This window comes from Devosia sp., assembly GCF_034675085.1.
Lineage (GTDB): Bacteria > Pseudomonadota > Alphaproteobacteria > Rhizobiales > Devosiaceae > Devosia.
The window spans coordinates 1-17,146 of the sequence record NZ_JAUCDN010000009.1 but is presented as its reverse complement, the minus strand read 5'-3'; the positions used below and the strand labels follow the sequence as shown (position 1 = coordinate 17,146).

Genomic DNA, 17,146 nt, shown 5'->3' with positions numbered 1-17,146 from the left:
AGGTCTGCGGTTCAAGCGACGTTGATGAGCTTCAGGGCTTTTTCCAGCAATTGCGGGGTGGCTGCGGCCACGACATTGCCGCCGCCGGTGGGCTCGCTCCCGTCCCAGCAGGCGATGGCGCCGCCGGCTTCGCGGATGATGGGCACCAGCGCGGCGATATCATAGGTGTTGAGGTAGGGCTCGATGACCAGATCGGCATGGCCGGCGGCGAGCAGGGCATAGCCATAGCAATCCATGCCGAAGCGCTGGAGGCGCGTCGCGCCTTCGACGGCCTGCCAGACAGCCTGCAATTGGGGCGTGTCGAACAGGGCGGGGGTGGTGGTGAAGACCCGGCTGGGGGCCAGTTCGGCCTGGCCGCTGGCGCGGATGGGGGTTGCCTCGCCGGCGCGGCGATACAGGGAGCGTCCGGGCAGGGCGAGGAAGGTTTCCCCGATAAAGGGCTGGCTCATGATGCCGGCGATGGCGACGCCCTCATGGGCGAAGCCGATCAGCGTGCCCCAGACCGGTGCGCCCGAAATGAAGGCGCGCGTGCCATCGACCGGATCGATGATCCAGCTATTGGGACCTTCGCCCGAGCGCCCCCATTCCTCTCCGATAATGGCATGGTCGGGAAAAGCCTCGGCAATGACGGCGCGGATGGCGGTCTCTGCGCCCCGATCAGCCTCGGTTACCGGGTCGAAACCGCTGGCGAGCTTGTTGTCGATGCCCAGCCCGGTGCGGAAGAGCGGCAGGGTGCGTTCGGCGGCAGCCTGGGCGGCGGCAAGCAGGGTCGCTTCGATTTTTTCGAAATCGGGGGTCATGACAGCAAACTCTATTCAGCGGCGGCGCGGCTGGGAACCGGCGGGCCGGCCAGGGAGACCAGATCGAGCCCGATCAGGGCGAAGATGAAGCGCTCGATGAGCAGGCGGATCGATTCGAACCCCTCATGGCGCACCAGCGTCACCTCGTTCATATAGAGATGGCGGCTGATTTCGACCTGCAAGGCATGTACGCCATGCTGGGGCCGGCCATAGGTGCGGGTGCAGAAGCCCCCGGCATAGGGCCGGTTGCGCGCCACGCGCAGGCCGGCGCCGGCAAAGATGGTTTCGGCCAGATCGACCAGGGCGGGCGCGCAGGTGGTGCCGTAGCGGTCGCCCAGCACGATGTCGGGCGCGGCGCGGTCATGGCTGCGGGTCAGGCGCGGCATGGAGTGGCAGTCGATGAGCAACGCCACGCCGAAGGCGCTCACCGCTTCGCTCAGCAGGTTCTGCAGGGCGGCGTGATAGGGGTGGTAGATGCCTTCGATGCGCATACGCGCATCGTCCAGCGTCAGCCGCTCGCGGTAGATGGGCTTGTTCTCGGCGACGACGCGCGCCAGCGTGCCCAGACCGGCGGCGACGCGGGGCGAGGCGGTGTTGAAACGGTCGGAAAGCGGTTCAATGAACATGGTGGGGTCGAGTTCCCACGGCTCGCGGTTGACGTCGAGATAGGCGCGGGGGAAGTGGGCGCGCAGCAGCGGCGCGCCCAGATGCGGGGCGCGGGCGAACAATTCATCGATATAGGCGTCTTCGGACTGGCGGATGGACAGGTGGTCGAGCCGCGTCATGGCCAGGAACCGCGCCGGATAGACGCGGCCGGAATGGGGCGAATTGAACACCAAGGGCGCCACCAGCCGGCGGGGCCGGACGGTTTCAAATGCCGGCTGATCCCAATAGTCGGACCGCACATTGCCTCCCATGCGAAGCACCGGCGCAAGGCCCGGCGCTGATTTGCCCTTGGAGTTTCGTTCTTTGTCCCGGGCTTGTCCAGATTGCCGCAAAATTGTCCGCAGACTTCGGCTGGCGGTTGCATGGTGGCCCAGTTCGCTTAAACATCACCGCCAGACGCCGACTCAATGCCAGAATGGCCGGAGACCCCGATGAAGCGAATCCTGCTCGCTGAAGACGATAACGACATGCGCTCTTTCCTGACACGCGCGCTCAAGAATGCGGGCTATGAAGTGGTTTCGTTCGACAACGGGCTCTCGGCCTATGAGCGGCTGCGCGAAGAGCCCTTCGCCCTGCTTCTGAGCGATATCGTCATGCCCGAAATGGACGGGATCGAACTGGCGCGGCGCGCCACCGAGCTCGATCCGGATCTCAAGGTCATGTTCATCACCGGTTTTGCCGCCGTGGCGCTCAATCCCGACAGCGACGCGCCCAAGGATGCCTCGGTGCTGAGCAAGCCGTTCCACCTCAAGGATCTGGTCAACGAGGTGGAGCGCCTGCTGGCGGCGTGAGCCGTTCAACAAAGCTGGGTTTGCCCTCTTGACCCAAGAGGGGTTTTCATGGTCTATCCGCGCCACCGGAACGGCGCAGCCGATCCGGCCCGGAGAGATGGGCGTATAGCTCAGCGGGAGAGCACTACGTTGACATCGTAGGGGTCACAAGTTCGATCCTTGTTACGCCCACCATCTCTTTCCGGCCGCCCACCTGCCACGCAGGAATAGGGGCAGTGGGAGTATAGCTCAGCGGGAGAGCATTCGCTTCACACGCGAAGGGTCACAAGTTCAATCCTTGTTACTCCCACCATTTCCCCCCTTCCTCATCGTCGCAGGCGGCCCTAGCAGGCCGCTTCCTGCCGGGGTGCCGTCCGATGGAGGCTGACGCGGTTGCGCCCGGCGCGCTTGGCCCGATAAAGCGCCTTGTCCGCCCTTCGCAGCAATGAATCGAGTCGGTCGCCGGGCCCGGCCATGGTCACGCCGATGCTGACCGTGGTGTGGGGTATGCTTGCGTCGAGCGGTGTGGCCATGCGCTCGCGCAGCGCACTGGCCAGCGCCAGCGCCGCCTCGGGAGTGGGGACGGGCACGAGCAGGGCGAACTCCTCCCCGCCGATCCGGCCCTTGACGGCCCCGGCCGGGGCCATGTCGAGCAGGATGCGGCCGAACCCGGAAATGACGGCATCGCCGGCCATGTGGCCATGGTGGTCGTTGATCTGCTTGAAGTGATCGAGATCGGCCAGGAGCAGCGCGAGCGGAGCCTCGTGCCGGGCGAGAAGCGCGGTGGCGACGTCCTCGAAGCCGCGCCGGTTAAGCACGCCCGAGAGGGTATCGGTGCGGGCATCGGTCTGGAGCTGGGAAATCAGATCCTGGGCGATGGCCACCATCAGGCACAGCGCCAGGATGATCGACACCAGCGACTGGCTGAATTGCACCGTGGTCCAGTAAAGCGACTGCTGAAAGCCGACATAATCGATGTAGCCCCCTTCCATCCAGATGATGGCGATGGGGCGGACGAGGAAGTTGATGCCGGTGAGCAGACAGGCCCAGAGCAGAATCCGGTCCACCAGATTTGTCCGGCCGGTTCGGCGCAGATCGACGACGGTGAGGAAGGAAATCGCCGCCAGCGCGAAGCTGATGGACAAGATGCGATAGTTGAGATTGGGCTGGACGAGCAGGAAATAGGAGAGGGCGGCCAGCCCCAGCCCACCCATGATCGAGAAGCTGCGCCAGGGGACGGGCAGGCGGTAATGGCCGAGCAGCGAGCCCATCAGCAGTATGCCCGCGAGAAGGAACAATGCGTTGGAAGGGATGCGCTGAAGTTCGAAGGGCAGCGGCGGCATCACGTCCTGGACCAGGAAGCCCAGCGCCGTAGCCAGGTGTCCGGCCGCGGCGACGAGCACATAGCCGTGGTCGCGCCGTCCGTGCCAGAGCAGGTAGAAGGCCACGGCGAGCAGCAGGCTGATGCCTGGATTGAGCAGCAAAATGAACAGCGAACCAGGCAGGGCATTCCTCCTTGCAATGCCCGATGATAGCGCGGATATCGGTAAGAAGCGGTTTAGCCGATCGCTGGATTTTCCAGGTCCAGCCGAAACTTACGGCATGGTTATCGCCTCATTGCCATCGATGAAATCCTCGAAGAGCACCGTGGTCCGCTCCGGCAGGCCCACCACCACGGCCATCTGTCCGGGGCCGGTGAGGCGGCGCACCGGCAGATCGGGTCGGTCGACATTGAAGTCGACCGAATAATGTCCGCCCGCCAGCGTGGTGAAGGGCAGGCCGTGCCAGAAGGCGGTCGAGGTCAGGTGCACGTGGCCGGCGATGACCTGGCGGATATCGGGATGGGTCTTGAGCGCGGCGATGAAGGCCGTGGGTTCGAGCAGGCGGATATGGTCGGAGGCGATGTGCAGGGCATTGGTATTGTGGTGCAGCACCACGATGACCGGCCGGTCCGCGGCTTCGGCAAGGCGCGCGCGCAGCCAGTCGATCTGGGCGGCTTCGAGCACGCCGTCGACGCGGCCGGGCTCGGAGGAATCGAGGATGACGATGCGGTAGCCGCCGGCATCGACGACCTTGTCGAGCTTGCCGGTTTCGGCGGCGAAGCCGGGGCCGAACACTTCGAGAAAGCTCGGTCGGTGATCGTGATTGCCCAGGGTGATGTGAACCGGGATGGGCAGGCGGGCGATGATGGTCTTGAGCCGTTCATAGGCCGCAGGCTCGCCCCGGTCGGCCAGGTCTCCGGCCAGAATGCAGAAGGCGGCGTCATGATGGCGGGCGATCACCGCGTCCACGGCCCGCTCCAGCCGTTCGCCGGTATCGAGCGTCAGGGACAATTGCCCCTGGGGCAGGAGATGAAGATCGCTCATCACGAGAAATTTAAGAGTCATGGCCGGTTCCTGGTGGGTTTGGCGCCTTCTAGCGACAGGGCATGACCCCGCGGTGACAGTGGCGGCGAAAAGAATGCAACCGGACGCGCCCTCAAGCGTTTGACTCCGGCTTTGCATGACAAAGCGGCACAAAAGTCATTGAGGGATGAAAATGGGTGACGCAGGAATCGGCTGGATCGCAGCCATCATCATTGGCGGGCTCGCCGGCTGGATCGCTTCGGCGATGATGAAGACCAATACGGGGATATTCCTCAATATCATTCTGGGCATTGTCGGCGCGGCTATTGCCAGCTTTCTGTTCGGCATCATCGGCGTGTCGTTCGGCGGCTGGATTGGCTATCTGATCGCAGGGCTTGTCGGCGCCTGCATTCTCATCGCCCTGGTGCGCGCCATCCGGCGCTAGCGGCATCGGGCAATTGAATATCCAGGGCGGGAGCAATCCCGCCCTTTTTGCGTTAAGGCGCCGCTCGCCCTATATCACCAAGACGAGGGCAGACGCGAAAGGAGTGCTGGAATGGACAGCCATGCTTATGAGGTGACACGGACCGATGCCGAATGGCGCGACCGGCTGACGCCGGAGCAGTATCGCGTCATGCGCGGCCACGGCACCGAGCCGCCCGGCTCCTGCGCGCTGTTGCATGAAAAGCGGGCCGGTACGTTTTCCTGCGCCGGATGCGACACGCCTTTGTTCCGCTCCGGCCTGAAATTTGAAAGCGGCACCGGCTGGCCGAGCTTCAACGATCCCCTGCCCGGCGCGGTGGCGACGACAACCGATACCAGCCATGGCATGGTGCGCACCGAGGTGCATTGTGCCCGCTGCGGCAGCCATCTGGGCCATGTGTTTCCCGACGGTCCTCCGCCCACCGGATTGCGCTATTGCGTCAATGGCGTGGCGTTGAATTTCGTCCCGGAGAGCTGATTTCAGGTGCCGCGCGGCTTGGCCCGCGCGGTGGCCGTTGCGCTGATCGGATCGTCGGGCCAGGAGTGGCGCGGATAGCGTCCCTTGAGGTTGCGCACCACATCCTTCCAACTGCCACGCCAGAAGCCGGGCAGGTCGCGCGTCGTCTGGATGGGGCGATGCGCCGGCGAGAGCAGCACAAGCAAGAGCGGAATGCGGCCATTGGCTATGGCGGGGTGCCGGTCGAGCCCGAACAGTTCCTGCACGCGGATTTCCAACGCCGGTCCGTTTTCGGCGGCATAGTCGATGGGCAGATGACTGCCGGAGGGCGCGGCGTAGTGGCTGGGCAGAAGAGCGTCGATTTCCTGCCGCCGTGCCCAGGGCAGCAGGGCTTCGAGCGCGTGGGCGAGATGGTCGGCGGTGATGGCGGCAAGCCGGGTTTCCCCCTCGATAAAAGGGGCAAGCCAGGCCGGACCGGCCGCCAGCGCTGCGTCGGACAGGTCGGGCCATTCGGCCCCCAGCGTCTGATGCAGATAGCTTGCCCGGGCGCGCAGGGCGCGCTGCTCGCGGCTCCAGGGCAAGGCATCGGGGCGGCTGATTGCCGCCAGGGCCAGCAGTTGCGCGGCGGCGGCGAAATCGGCGACCGGCACGGGATTGTCGGCGAGGCGTAAGGCGCCCAGGCGCTGCTGGCGGCGAGCCCGCACGGCGCCGGAGGCAGCGTCGAAGGCCTGGGTGGTGACGTCTTCGATTTTCGAGGCGAAGAGCCGTTCCAGCGCTTCGCGCTCGAACCAAGCGGCGGCGCGAATGCGGCTTTTGGCGGCGGCGCCGGTCATGCCGGTCACCACCAGGAACGGCGCGGACGCCAGGGCATCGGTGGCTTCGAGTGAAGCTTGCCGGCCATTGGCGAGGCGGAACTGGCCGCGCGCGCCGGCGGGCTGGGCAATCCGATCGGGAAAGGCCCGGGCCAGATGTTCGCCAGCGGACAGGTTGCCGTCCGCTCCGCCGCCGGCCAGACGGGCCCAGCGCCGGGCCATCTGGCGGGCATCTTCGGCCCGCCGGCCTCGGTCGGCGCGGAAGCGGTCGAGGCGATGGGCGAGGTCGGTGCTGTCGCCGCCAAGCCCGCGCTCGCTCACCAGAACAGCCAGTTCGGCAGCGCCGAGGGCGTCATTGTGTTCGGCGGCAGCCAGCACCATATGGGCGAGGCGCGGGTGGAGCGGCAGGCGAGCAAGCGCCTTTCCGGCCGCCGTCAACCGGCTTTGCTCATCCAGGGCATCGAGCGATTTCAATAGGTTGACCGCCTCGTTCCAGGCGGGGACGGGCGGAGGATCGAGAAATGTCAGTGTCGCTGGATCGGTCACGCCCCAATTGGCGAGGTCGAGCACCAGGCCGGCGAGGTCGGCGGCGAGGATTTCGGGCGTATCGAAGCTCGCCAGCGCGGCGGTCTGGCCCTCATTCCACAGGCGGATGGCGACCCCCGGCCCGGTGCGTCCGGCGCGGCCCCGGCGCTGATCCGCTCCCGCGCGGGAAACACGGCGGGTCTCGAGCGCGGCAAGGCCGGTATCGGGCTCGTAGACCGGCACGCGCTGGAAACCGGAATCGATGACGATGCGCACCCCGTCAATGGTCAGCGAGGTTTCTGCGATGGAGGTGGCCAGCACGATCTTGCGGCGGCCTGGTGGGCTGGGACGAATGGCGCGATCCTGCTCGGTGGGCGGCAATTGCCCGTAAAGCGGGGCGAGATCGGTGTCTGGCGGCAGTCGCGGGGCGAGGCGCTCGGCGACGCGCTGGATTTCCCCTTGCCCCGGCAGGAAGACCAGCAGCGAGCCCTCGTGCTGACGCAGGGCTGCCTGGACGGCGCCGGTGACCTGGTCTTCAAGGCGCTGTAGCGGATCGGGCTCGCGATAGAAGGTTTCGACCGGGAAGGCGCGGCCGAGGCTCTCGATCACCGGGGCGTCGCCGAGCAAGCGGGCGATACGGGCGCCGTCGATGGTGGCGGACATGACCAGAAGCCGCAGATCGGGGCGCAGGGCCATGGCGTCGCGGGCCAGGGCCAGCCCGAGATCGCCATCGAGGCTGCGCTCGTGGAACTCGTCGAACAGCACGGCGGCGATGCCGGTGAGCTCGGGATCGGCGAGCAGCATGCGGGTGAAGACGCCTTCGGTGACGATCTCGATGCGGGTCCGCGCGGACACTTTGGCGTCCATCCGGACGCGATAACCCACTGTATCGCCGATATTTTCTTCGAGCAGGCGGGCCATTTGCGCGGCGGCGGCGCGGGCGGCGAGGCGCCGGGGTTCGAGCACGATGATGCGGCCGTCGCCGCGCCAGGGCGCAGGGAGCAAAGCGAGGGGGACGCGGGTGGTCTTGCCGGCGCCGGGTGGGGCGACCAGCACAGCGCAGGAATTGGCGGCGAGCGCCGCCAGGAGCGAGGGCAGGGCGTCATCGATGGGAAGCGGCGGCAGGGTCACGCAGACCCCCTATTCGGCGGCGCCGCGCTCATCGATCAGAAGATCCGGGCCATTGGGATCGCCGGGGGCGGTTTCGGCGCCGAGATCGGGGAAGGCGACGACGCGATTGTTACGGAAATCCAGACGGATGACCACCAGGCCCCGCTCCTCGAACCAGGTGAGCAAGCGCCTGGCGCGGCTGGAGGAATGGGTGCCGTAGAGCCGGGCGAGGGTGGCGTCGGAGGGGCAGGGCGCGCCGGTCAACGCGGCCTGCGCCAGGACCAGGAGCACCCCCTGCACATCGTCGGTCAGGGTTTCCGACAGGGCCAGTGCCTGCTGCCAACCCTCTGATTGGGCAACATGTTTTTCCGGGGCGACGCGGGCGACGGCCAGCAGGCGCCGGAAGGCGGGCAGGGCCGGCGGTTCGCCCGGAATGCGGCGAATGCGGCAGCGGACCAGGAAATCCTGATAGAGCACGGCAGTGGTGCGGAAGCTGGCATCGGGGTCGCCGAGCAGCTCGGCCATGATGGCGTCGATCTGGGCGTCGCGCTCTTCTTCGTCGATTTCGGGGAAGAGGCTTTGCGGGGCTTCCTCGACCGGAGGACGGGTGCGGGCGAGCTGGGCCAGAAGCTCATTGGTGCTGGGCGGCGGCGGGGGCGGGGGGCGGCGGACGACAGGCCGCGCGGCTTCGTCCTCGATGGCGGTGAAGATCAAATCCGCAGCGTCTTCAGGGGCTTGCGGCAAGGGCGTGAGCTTGGGACTGGTGGAGCGGGCCGAGGTTTCGACCGGCCCGATGGTGACCGGCAAAGGCCGGCGCGAGATGGCCGGGCCGAGGGCGACGAAGCGGCCGCGGGCGAGGTCGCGGAACTGCTCGGCCTGGCGGCGGTCCATGCCGAGGAGATCGGCGGCGCGAGCCATGTCGATATCCAAAAAAGTACGGCCCATCAGGAAGTTAGAGGCCTCGGCGGCGACGTTCTTGGCCAGCTTGGCGAGGCGCTGGGTGGCGATGACGCCGGCAAGCCCCCTTTTGCGGCCCCGGCACATCAGGTTGGTCATGGCCCCGAGCGATAATTTGCGAGCTTCATCAGATACTTCGCCGGCAGCGGCGGGGGCGAAGAGCTGGGCTTCGTCGACGACGACGAGCACCGGATACCAATAGTCGCGGTCGGCATCGAACATGCCGCCCAGGAAAGCGGCGGCGGCGCGCATCTGCTGCTCGACATCGAGCCCTTCGAGATTGAGCACCACCGAGACGCGGTGCTGGCGGACGCGGGCGGCGATGCGGGTCAGCTCGGCCTCGGTGCGCGTCGCGTCAACGACGAGGTGCCCGTAACGCTCTGAAAGCGTTACGAAATCTCCCTCGGGGTCGATGACGCATTGCTGCACCCATTGGGCGGATTGCTCGAGCAGGCGCCGCAGGAGGTGGGATTTGCCGGAGCCGGAATTGCCCTGAACCAGAAGACGGGTGGCCAGCAATTCCTCGAGATCGAGCGTCGCGGGCGCGGCGCCCGTCGTTGCGCCCATGTCGATTGCTACCTGCATCGGGTCTCCAGGGGACGGTGAGCGAAGAGTCACGCGTCAGGGGAATTGGTTAGCAGACTGTTAGCATCGAGCGGAGCGATTCGGGACCGTTCGGTCACCGCAAGTCACAGATTGAGCCCGTATTTTCATGCGAGGTTTCATAGATCGCGCAGCAGACGGGCGGGCCGCGCCGAGGAGGCGCGCAAAATGGTGAGCGAGCCCAAAAGCGCGGTGATGAGAATGGCCGCCAGCAAGACTACACCCAGCGCATCGGTGTTGAGGATAAATTCGACATCGAGCATCAACTGGCTGACCAGCCAGCCCAGCCCCACCCCCAGCAGCAGGGCCGGAAGGGCGGCGAGCACCGCCAGGATGAGATATTGGGTGAAGGCGGTGGCCATCAGCTCGAAGCGGGTGGCGCCGAGCACCTTGGTGATGACGGTATCGGCCTCGCGCTGGCGGCGGCCGGTGGAGAGCGAGCCGACCAGAACGAGCAGGCCATTGCCCACGGCCAGCCCGCCGACCAGGGCGGTGGCAAAGGAAAGCTGGCCCAGCGCGTCGGTGATCTGCTTGAGGGCGTCGCCAATGGCGATAAAGCGGATATCGGGAAGGTCGGCGGCCAATTGCCGAGTAACGGCCTCCTCGCGGCCGGGGGCAGCGGTGACGGCGGCGAACAGGGTGGTCGGATAGCTGTCGAGCACGCCGGGCGAGAAGGTGGCGAGAAAATCGATGCCGCCCTGCCAGGAATAGTCGCGGAAGCTGGCGATGGTGACGGTGACCGCTTCTCCGAAAATGGAGAAGGTCAGCGTGTCGCCCAGATCGACGCCCAGCCCGGAGCGCAGGCTCTGATGCAGGCTGACAAGGCCGGGGCCATCGTAGTCGGCGGGCCACCACTGGCCGGAGGTGATGCGGGAGGAGGCGGGCAGCATGGCGCGCCAGGTGAGGGGAACTTCGCCCGAGAGCAGGAAGGTGGCTTCCGGGCCGCGCGTGCGCACGGTCTCGGCGGGAACGCCGGCGATATGGGTGAGGGCGCCGCGCAGCATGGGGGTGGCGACGAAACGGGCGATGTCGCTGCCAGCCCCGGCCATGGCCTGGAGCGATTCCACCTCGTCGGGGAAAAGGTCCGAGCCCACCAGGGTGGGCACGTCGAAGGCGGAGGCGCCGAGAAATTCCTGGCGCAGATTGGCCTGCATGACAAGAACGACAATGAGCATGGCCAGGGCCATGCCGGCGGAAACCACGACGGAAGCGGCATTCTGGCCGGAGCCGGAAATGGCGCGCAGGGCGTGGCGCGGAATGCGCAGGCCCGGCTCGGGCAGATGGCGCAGGCCCCATTGCACGCCATGGATGAAGAGCTGGAAGACAAGGGCGGCGGCGGCGCTGGCCAGGCCGAAGGCGGCGACCAGGGCGGCATCGCCCGTCATCAGCCAGGCGAGGATGAAAAACGCGATGATGGCGAGGATGAGCGGCATGACCTGGGCCGAGAGCAGGAGGCCGCGCCAGTCGGCGGGCGGCGGGGCAAGGCCCTTGGCGCGAAAGAGCAGCACCGGGCGGATGGCCTGGGCCTGCTGGAGCGGCAGATAGGCAAAGGCGAAGGCGGTGACGAAACCGGCGCCGGCGGCGACCAGCAGCGGCTGGGGATGGAGCGCGGGCACCAGATCGATGCCGACGGCCGAGCCGATGGCGGGCAGCACCAGCAGCGCGCCGGCGCCGCCGATGAGCAGGCCGATGCCGACGCCCACGGCGGCCAGCGCCGCCACCTGGGCGAAGAAATGGATGAAGACGCGGGCGCGGGTGGCGCCCATGGAGCGCAAGACCGCGATGACGCCGGAGCGCTCGGCGATATAGGCCTGCATGCCGGTCCAGACGCTGACGCCGCCGATCAGCAGCGAGCCCAGGCCGACAATGACCAGGAAACGCATGAACAGGTCGTAATAGCGCACCATCTGGCCCAGCCCGTCGCGGGCGGTGCGCACGGTCCAGCCGCTATCGGCCAGCGCCGCCTCGATGGCGTCGCGCCCGGCTTCGGCGTCGCGGCCATCGAGCAGGATCTTGTAGCGCTGCCAGGTGCCCAGGCCCGGCAGGGGCGAGGTGCGGTCGCTGACCACGGCAAAGCCGCCGGTGGAGACCAGCGTGGTCAGGCCCAGGCGGAAGCCGCGCACCGGCCCGTCGGGCAGGCGGGTGAGGGTGCCGCGCACATTGAAGGGCGTGCCGCCCAGCGAGAAGCTGTCGCCGATCCTGATGCCCAGTTGATCGAGCAGGACCGGATCGACCAGCGCGCCGAATTCGCCGTCGCGCTCGGACAGCAGATCGGGCAGGGAGGCGCCGGGGGGCAATTGCGGGCTCACCACCTTTCCGAGCAGCGGATAGGCGGCATCGACGGCGTTGAGATCGACAAAGGCGTCGCCATGGTCCGATTCGGCGCGCAGATTGGTGTCGACGACGCCGGCGACCTTGCCGAAGCCGGCCATGACGGCCAGCTCGGCATCGGTGGCGAAGCGGTCGGCGCGGGACAATTCGATGTCGCCGCCCATCAGCTCGGCGGCGCCATCGTCAATGGCGCGGGTGATGCTGGCGCCCACCGAGTTGACGCCGGCGATGAGCGCGGTGCCCACCGCCAGGCAGACGACGAGCAGGAGGAAGCGGCGCAAATCGCCCCGCATGTCGAGAAGGCCGATGCGGGCGGCCGGCCAGAGGCGCGCCATCAATGAGTCTCCGGCGCGGCGGGAAGAGTGGTTTCGCTCAATTCGCCCTGCATCATGGTGTAGACGCGGTCGGCGCGGGCGGCCAAGGCCGGGTCGTGGGTGATGAGCACCACGGCGGTGCGATGCTGGCGGGCCAGGTCGAACATCAGTCCGGCGATATGGACGCCGGTTTCCTGGTCGAGATTGCCGGTTGGCTCGTCGGCCAGCAGCAAAGGCGGATTGGCCACGCTGGCGCGGGCCAGGCCGACGCGCTGCTGCTCGCCGCCCGACAGGGCCGAGGGACGATGGTCGAGCCGCTTGCCCAGCCCCACCGCCTCAAGGGCGGCGGCGGCCTCTTCGCGCACCCGGGCCATAGAGAGGTCGGGCCGGGCGATTTCGAGCGCCAGCCCGACATTGTCGAGGGCGGTGAGCGAGGGAATGAGGTGAAAGCTCTGGAAGACGATGCCCAAAGTCTTGCGGCGGAAGCGGGCCAGTTCGTCCTCATCGAGCCCGCCCAGCTCGCTGGTATTGACCATGACCTTGCCGGAGGTGGCCTTTTCCAGCCCCGCCAGCAGCATGAGCAGCGAAGTCTTGCCGCTGCCCGAGGGGCCGACAATGGCCACCACCTCGGCGGGCTCGACCCGCAGCGACACGTTTTTCAGGATATGCAGGGGCTTGCCGGCGATATCGAGACTGTAATTCACATAGCGCGCATCGATGATGGCGGTATCGGACTCGTTCACAAGGACCCCCTCTGCCCAGCCCGCCATTCTTCCGTCGCCCGGCGGTTTACGGGCCATTTAGCCCGAATCTGGTAGCCAATTCGTAACAACCCTGTCAGCAGTGGCAGATTTCGGCTGGTTTCGGTATGGCACTACTGGCACACATGAACAGATTCGAGATGTGCCTTGAAAGAGGGGTTGGCCTATGAAGATGTGGTTGCGGGCAATGGCGGTTCTGGCATTGGCCCAGATGGTGGTTCCCGCCGCGGCCGCCGAGGCCGAGCTGGCCCTGCTCTCGTCCTATGTGGGCAACTGGCAGGGCGAGGGCGCGCTGGTGGGCGGAGACAAGCCCGAACCCTTCCGCTGCCGGCTCAACATTTCCCGCGGCAACCAGCAGAAGGTCAACTATACCGGGCGCTGCACGCTGGTGAACGCCACCCTCTCGATCAGCGGCACCATCGCCTATAACGACGCGGCCCGCCAATATGAGGCGGTGATGAGCTCCAATGCCGGCTATACCGGGCTGGCCATCGGGCGGCGCGGCAACAACCAGATCAGCTTCGATCTGCGCGAGCGCCAGAAGGATCGTGGCGGCAGCGACGTGCGCATCGGCTCGCGCATCCTGCTGATCGGGGACAGCATCACCGTGGATTTCGAGGTGGAATTCAACAATTCCGGCGACGTGCTGACCGCTTCGGTGCCGTTCGAGCGCTAGGGGGCGGAGCCACCGAATCCCCTTCTCCCCTTGCGGGAGAAGGTGCCCCGCAAGGGGCGGATGAGGGGGCTGCGATTTCGCCACTCGCACTGAGTATGCGGAGAGAACCCCTCACCCTGACCTTCCGCTGAACGCGTCAGGTCTGTCCCTCTCCCTCAAGGGGAGAGGGAGGGCCGGTGGGTGGGGCGATTTGCCCCGCGGGACGGCTCGAAGTCAGAGGCGGACCAGGGTGCGCACATCCACCGGCAGGCCGGTGGCGAAGGATCGGTTGGCGGCGATGCCGGTCAGGATGGACAGGGCCCCGTCGCGGTGATCGGCGCCATAGCCCGGCCGGGGCTCGGCATTGCCGAAGATTTCCTCCAGCATGATCTTGTCGCCGCCGCCATGGCCGCCCTCGCCATGCTGGACGGGCACCACGCGCGGCTCGCCATGCAGGGGGAAGTGATAGAGTTGCACGCCCTTGGCGGCCCCCTCGGTGTCGGAGCCGGCGCCGGCATTGATGTAGGAATTCTCGTGCACGGTCAGCTCCAGCCGGCCGCCGGTGCCGTTGATGGCGACGTTGAACCCTTCCCAGGGCGCATAGGCATAGAGGGAATAGGTCATCACCGCCTTGTTGGCATAGCGCACCATCACCGACATGGTGTCCTCGATGGAAATGCCGTCGCCGAAGACGTTCTGGTCGCGCTGGTAGCCGTCTTCCTTTTCGGCATCCCAATAAAGACCCTTCTGAACAAGATTGTCGGTGAGGTCGATGGCGAAGGGGTCGTCCTTGGCCGCCGCGACGCCGGTGGTGCGGGTATAGGGGGTGAAGACGCCGCGCTCCTCGGCATTGGCCCGGCCGTAGAATTTCAGGTCGCCCATGGCAAAGACGGTGTCGGGCCTTGTGCCGAGCCAGAAATTGACCAGGTCGAAATGGTGCGTGGATTTATGCACCATCAGGCCGCCGCTGTTGCGCTTGTCGCGGTGCCAGCGGCGGAAGTAGTCGGCGCCGTGGCGGGTGTCGAGCAGCCATTCGAAATGCACCGAGGTCACGGTGCCGATGGCGCCGGAGGCGATGAGTTCGCGCAGGGCGGAATTGTGCGGGGCGTAGCGATAGTTGAAGGTGACGCGCACCGAACGCCCCGTTCGCTCGACCGTGTCCAGAATCGCCTGGCATTTCTCGGGATCGGTGGTCATCGGCTTTTCGGTGATGACGTCGCAGCCGGCTTCGAGGGCGGCGATGATATATTTATGATGGGTGCGGTCGATGGATGTGACGATGACCGTGTCGGGCCTATGCGCGGCGAGCATGGCGGCGAAATCGCCGGCCTTGTAGGTGGGGAGGGGCTCGCCGGAAAGCTCCTGCTCGATCACCCTGTTGGTATAGTCCATGCGGACCTGATTGGTGTCGCAGAGCGCGACGAGCCGGGACTGATCGCGGTGCGGCCCCAGGATCGCCTCATAGAACATGCGGGCGCGACCTCCGGTCCCCACGAGCGCGTAGGTCTTGGTCATTCGATCATCTCCGGTCTCGATATGAATGCGTGGCGGCCCCGGGAAGCGGGGTTGACCGGTATCTACCATACAAGATTGCGGAAAGGTATCGTTCTTTCTACAATGGCCTTCAGAGGCGCGGCCCGCGCCGGGCGCGGAGAAAGCTGTGGACGGGCGCCGATGCGGGGCAGCGCCGCAGGGGCATCGGGCCCATGGTCGAAAGATGGGAATCAGCAAGGTGACGGCCAGCGTGGATCAAACCATCGACGAGACCATGGCGCTGCGCGTGGTGCGCGCCTTGCGCGACGACATCGTCACCATGGCGCTCAAGCCGGGCGACGTGATTTCGGAGAGCGATATCGCCGGACGCTATGGCGTGTCGCGCCAGCCGGTGCGCGAGGCCTTCATTCGCCTCGCCCAGCAGGGGCTGCTGCTGATCCGGCCCAAAAGGGCGACGGTGGTCAAGAAGATCTCGCCCGAAGGGGTGCGCCAGTCGCGCTTCATCCGCGAATCGATCGAGGTGGAAATCATCCGCCGCGTCGCCGCCCAGGCGGGGGACGAGACGGTGGCGGTGCTCAACGGGCTGATCGCGGAGCAGGAAGCGGCGGCGCAGGCCGACGATACGCGGCGCTTCCACCCGCTCGATGAATCGTTCCACCGCAGCCTCGCCCGGCTGGCGGGGGTGGAATATGCCTGGCAATTGATCGACGACCACAAGATGCAGCTCGACCGGGTGCGCTATCTGACGCTCGGCCTGTCCTCCAAGCAGCGGGCGGTGAGCGAGCACAAGACCATCGTGGCGGCGGTGGCGCGCGGCGACGTGGCCGGCGCGGAAGCGGCCATGCGCGACCATCTCTCGCGCGCCGAAGTGCTGCTGGCCCAGACGATCGGCGATTTTCCCGATTATTTCGAATAGGCTGGGCGGCAAAACCCGAGAACGACACGAAAGAGGCAAGGCCATGAAGACGCGGCGACTGGGCAAGACCGGCTACACGGTTTCCGAGATCGGGCTGGGCTGCTGGCAATTGGGCGGCGATTTCGGCCCGGTGGGCGAGGAGACCGCAAAGGCCATTCTCGATGCGGCCAATGCCGCCGGCATCAGTTTCTGGGATACGGCCGACGTCTATGGCGGCGGGCTGAGCGAAAGCCGCATCGGCGCCCATGCCAAGGCCCGCGGCACGCATGTGGCCACCAAGCTGGGCCGCGCCGCCACGCTCTATCCCGACAAATATTCCAAGGACGCCGTAAGGGCGAGCCTGGAAGGCTCGGCGCAGCGGCTGGGGGTGAAAAAGCTCGATCTGGCGCAGCTCCATTGCGTGCCCATGCCGGTGCTGCGCGATGGCGCGATCTTTGGCTGGATGGACGAATTGCAGGCCGAGGGGCTGGTGCGCCACTGGGGGGCGAGCGTGGAAACCATCGATGAGGGCCTGCTCTGCCTCGAACAGCCCGGCTGCGCCACCTTGCAGATCATCTTCAACCTCTTCCGCCAGGATGCGGCGAAGGAACTGCTGCCGCGCGCGGCGGAAAAGGATGTGGGCATCATCGTACGCCTGCCGCTGGCCAGCGGGCTGCTGAGCGGAAAATTCGGCAAGGATACGCGCTTTGCCGAGACCGACCACCGCAATTTCAACGCCGACGGCAAGGCTTTTTCGGTGGGAGAGACCTTTTCGGGCATTCCCTTCCAGCGCGGGGTGGAGCTGGTGCAGGCGCTCAAGGGCCTGGCGCCCGAGGCCATGGAGATGAGCCAGTTCGCGCTGCGCTGGATCCTGGACCATCCGCAGGTCTCCACCGTCATTGCCGGCGTCTCCAAGCCCGAGCAGATCGCCGACAATGTCGCCGCCAGCGAGCACAAGAGCCTGTTCCCGGCGCTGATGGGGCAATTGAGCGAATGGTATGAGCGCGAGGTCAAGCCGGAAATCCGCGGCGGCGTGTGAGGCGGCGGGGCGCGAGCCTTAATATCCGGGCTCCCGCACCCCCTCCCAGCCTCCCCCATCAAGGGGGAGGTGCTACCCGGTGGCTAGGCAAGGTCGTGCCAAAAGCACGGAGCCACACCTCCCCCTTGA

15 protein-coding genes and 2 tRNA genes are annotated in these 17,146 nt (G+C 66.5%); 8 read left to right on the top strand and 9 right to left on the bottom strand.

The window, feature by feature from the left end; all coding sequences use genetic code 11:
- Positions 1–11 precede the first annotated feature (11 nt).
- Both VDP82_RS01505 and VDP82_RS01500 read right to left on the bottom strand, forming a co-directional pair.
- On the bottom strand, positions 12–800 hold the full coding sequence (locus VDP82_RS01505) for an inositol monophosphatase family protein (RefSeq protein ID WP_323013064.1): 789 nt from the start codon (positions 798–800) through the stop codon (positions 12–14).
- 11 nt (positions 801–811) lie between these two features.
- Positions 812–1,705 (bottom strand): N-formylglutamate amidohydrolase, encoded by an 894-nt coding sequence (locus VDP82_RS01500; protein ID WP_323013063.1) that lies wholly within the window; start codon positions 1,703–1,705, stop codon positions 812–814.
- A gap of 192 nt (positions 1,706–1,897) precedes the next feature.
- Here VDP82_RS01500 and cpdR point away from each other — a divergent pair, with 192 nt between their 5' ends.
- From cpdR to VDP82_RS01485, 3 genes are all read left to right on the top strand, one after another.
- Positions 1,898–2,257 (top strand): cell cycle two-component system response regulator CpdR, encoded by a 360-nt coding sequence (gene cpdR, locus VDP82_RS01495; protein WP_323013062.1) that lies wholly within the window; start codon positions 1,898–1,900, stop codon positions 2,255–2,257.
- A 99-nt stretch (positions 2,258–2,356) separates the two neighbouring features.
- Positions 2,357–2,431, top strand: a tRNA-Val gene (locus VDP82_RS01490).
- Between the two features lie 43 nt (positions 2,432–2,474).
- Positions 2,475–2,549 (top strand) — tRNA-Val (locus VDP82_RS01485).
- 31 nt (positions 2,550–2,580) lie between these two features.
- Here the strand turns inward: VDP82_RS01485 and VDP82_RS01480 are convergent.
- Together VDP82_RS01480 and VDP82_RS01475 are read right to left on the bottom strand one after the other, a co-directional pair.
- The gene (locus VDP82_RS01480; RefSeq protein ID WP_323013061.1) at positions 2,581–3,720 is read right to left on the bottom strand and encodes a GGDEF domain-containing protein; all 1,140 of its coding nucleotides are present in this window, start codon (positions 3,718–3,720) and stop codon (positions 2,581–2,583) included.
- Positions 3,721–3,831: 111 nt separating this feature from the next.
- Positions 3,832–4,623 carry a phosphodiesterase gene (locus VDP82_RS01475; RefSeq protein ID WP_323013060.1) on the bottom strand — a complete coding sequence of 264 codons (792 nt, stop codon included), beginning with the start codon at positions 4,621–4,623 and terminating at the stop codon, positions 3,832–3,834.
- 151 nt (positions 4,624–4,774) lie between these two features.
- Between VDP82_RS01475 and VDP82_RS01470 the strand changes: the two genes are divergently transcribed.
- Positions 4,775–5,026 (top strand): GlsB/YeaQ/YmgE family stress response membrane protein, encoded by a 252-nt coding sequence (locus VDP82_RS01470; protein WP_323013059.1) that lies wholly within the window; start codon positions 4,775–4,777, stop codon positions 5,024–5,026.
- Between the two features lie 111 nt (positions 5,027–5,137).
- Complete coding sequence (msrB, locus tag VDP82_RS01465) at positions 5,138–5,542, top strand: peptide-methionine (R)-S-oxide reductase MsrB (RefSeq protein WP_323013058.1); 405 nt, start codon at positions 5,138–5,140, stop codon at positions 5,540–5,542.
- Positions 5,543–5,544: 2 nt separating this feature from the next.
- Here msrB and hrpB read toward each other — a convergent pair whose 3' ends face one another.
- The 4 genes from hrpB to VDP82_RS01445 form a co-directional block, all read right to left on the bottom strand.
- Positions 5,545–7,989 (bottom strand): ATP-dependent helicase HrpB, encoded by a 2,445-nt coding sequence (gene hrpB, locus VDP82_RS01460; protein ID WP_323013057.1) that lies wholly within the window; start codon positions 7,987–7,989, stop codon positions 5,545–5,547.
- A gap of 9 nt (positions 7,990–7,998) precedes the next feature.
- Positions 7,999–9,510: an ATP-binding protein gene (locus tag VDP82_RS01455; RefSeq protein ID WP_323013056.1), complete on the bottom strand. Its 1,512-nt coding sequence runs from the start codon at positions 9,508–9,510 to the stop codon at positions 7,999–8,001.
- Between the two features lie 137 nt (positions 9,511–9,647).
- Positions 9,648–12,194, bottom strand: coding sequence for an ABC transporter permease (locus VDP82_RS01450; RefSeq protein ID WP_323013055.1), 2,547 nt, complete (start codon positions 12,192–12,194; stop codon positions 9,648–9,650).
- Positions 12,194–12,943 carry an ABC transporter ATP-binding protein gene (locus VDP82_RS01445; protein WP_416347062.1) on the bottom strand — a complete coding sequence of 250 codons (750 nt, stop codon included), beginning with the start codon at positions 12,941–12,943 and terminating at the stop codon, positions 12,194–12,196. The genes VDP82_RS01450 and VDP82_RS01445 overlap by 1 nt, the downstream gene beginning before the upstream one ends.
- Positions 12,944–13,100: 157 nt before the next feature.
- On the opposite strand from VDP82_RS01445, the gene VDP82_RS01440 reads away from it, so the two are divergent.
- Positions 13,101–13,610 carry a heme-binding beta-barrel domain-containing protein gene (locus tag VDP82_RS01440; RefSeq protein WP_323013053.1) on the top strand — a complete coding sequence of 170 codons (510 nt, stop codon included), beginning with the start codon at positions 13,101–13,103 and terminating at the stop codon, positions 13,608–13,610.
- 213 nt (positions 13,611–13,823) lie between these two features.
- On the opposite strand, the gene VDP82_RS01435 is transcribed toward VDP82_RS01440, so the two are convergent.
- Positions 13,824–15,104, bottom strand: coding sequence for a Gfo/Idh/MocA family oxidoreductase (locus tag VDP82_RS01435; RefSeq protein WP_323013052.1), 1,281 nt, complete (start codon positions 15,102–15,104; stop codon positions 13,824–13,826).
- A 202-nt stretch (positions 15,105–15,306) separates the two neighbouring features.
- Between VDP82_RS01435 and VDP82_RS01430 the strand changes: the two genes are divergently transcribed.
- A complete protein-coding gene (locus VDP82_RS01430; protein ID WP_323013051.1) occupies positions 15,307–15,999 on the top strand; it encodes a GntR family transcriptional regulator in 693 nt (230 codons plus the stop codon).
- A gap of 43 nt (positions 16,000–16,042) precedes the next feature.
- A complete protein-coding gene (locus VDP82_RS01425) occupies positions 16,043–17,017 on the top strand; it encodes an aldo/keto reductase (protein WP_323013050.1) in 975 nt (324 codons plus the stop codon).
- Positions 17,018–17,146: the final 129 nt, after the last annotated feature.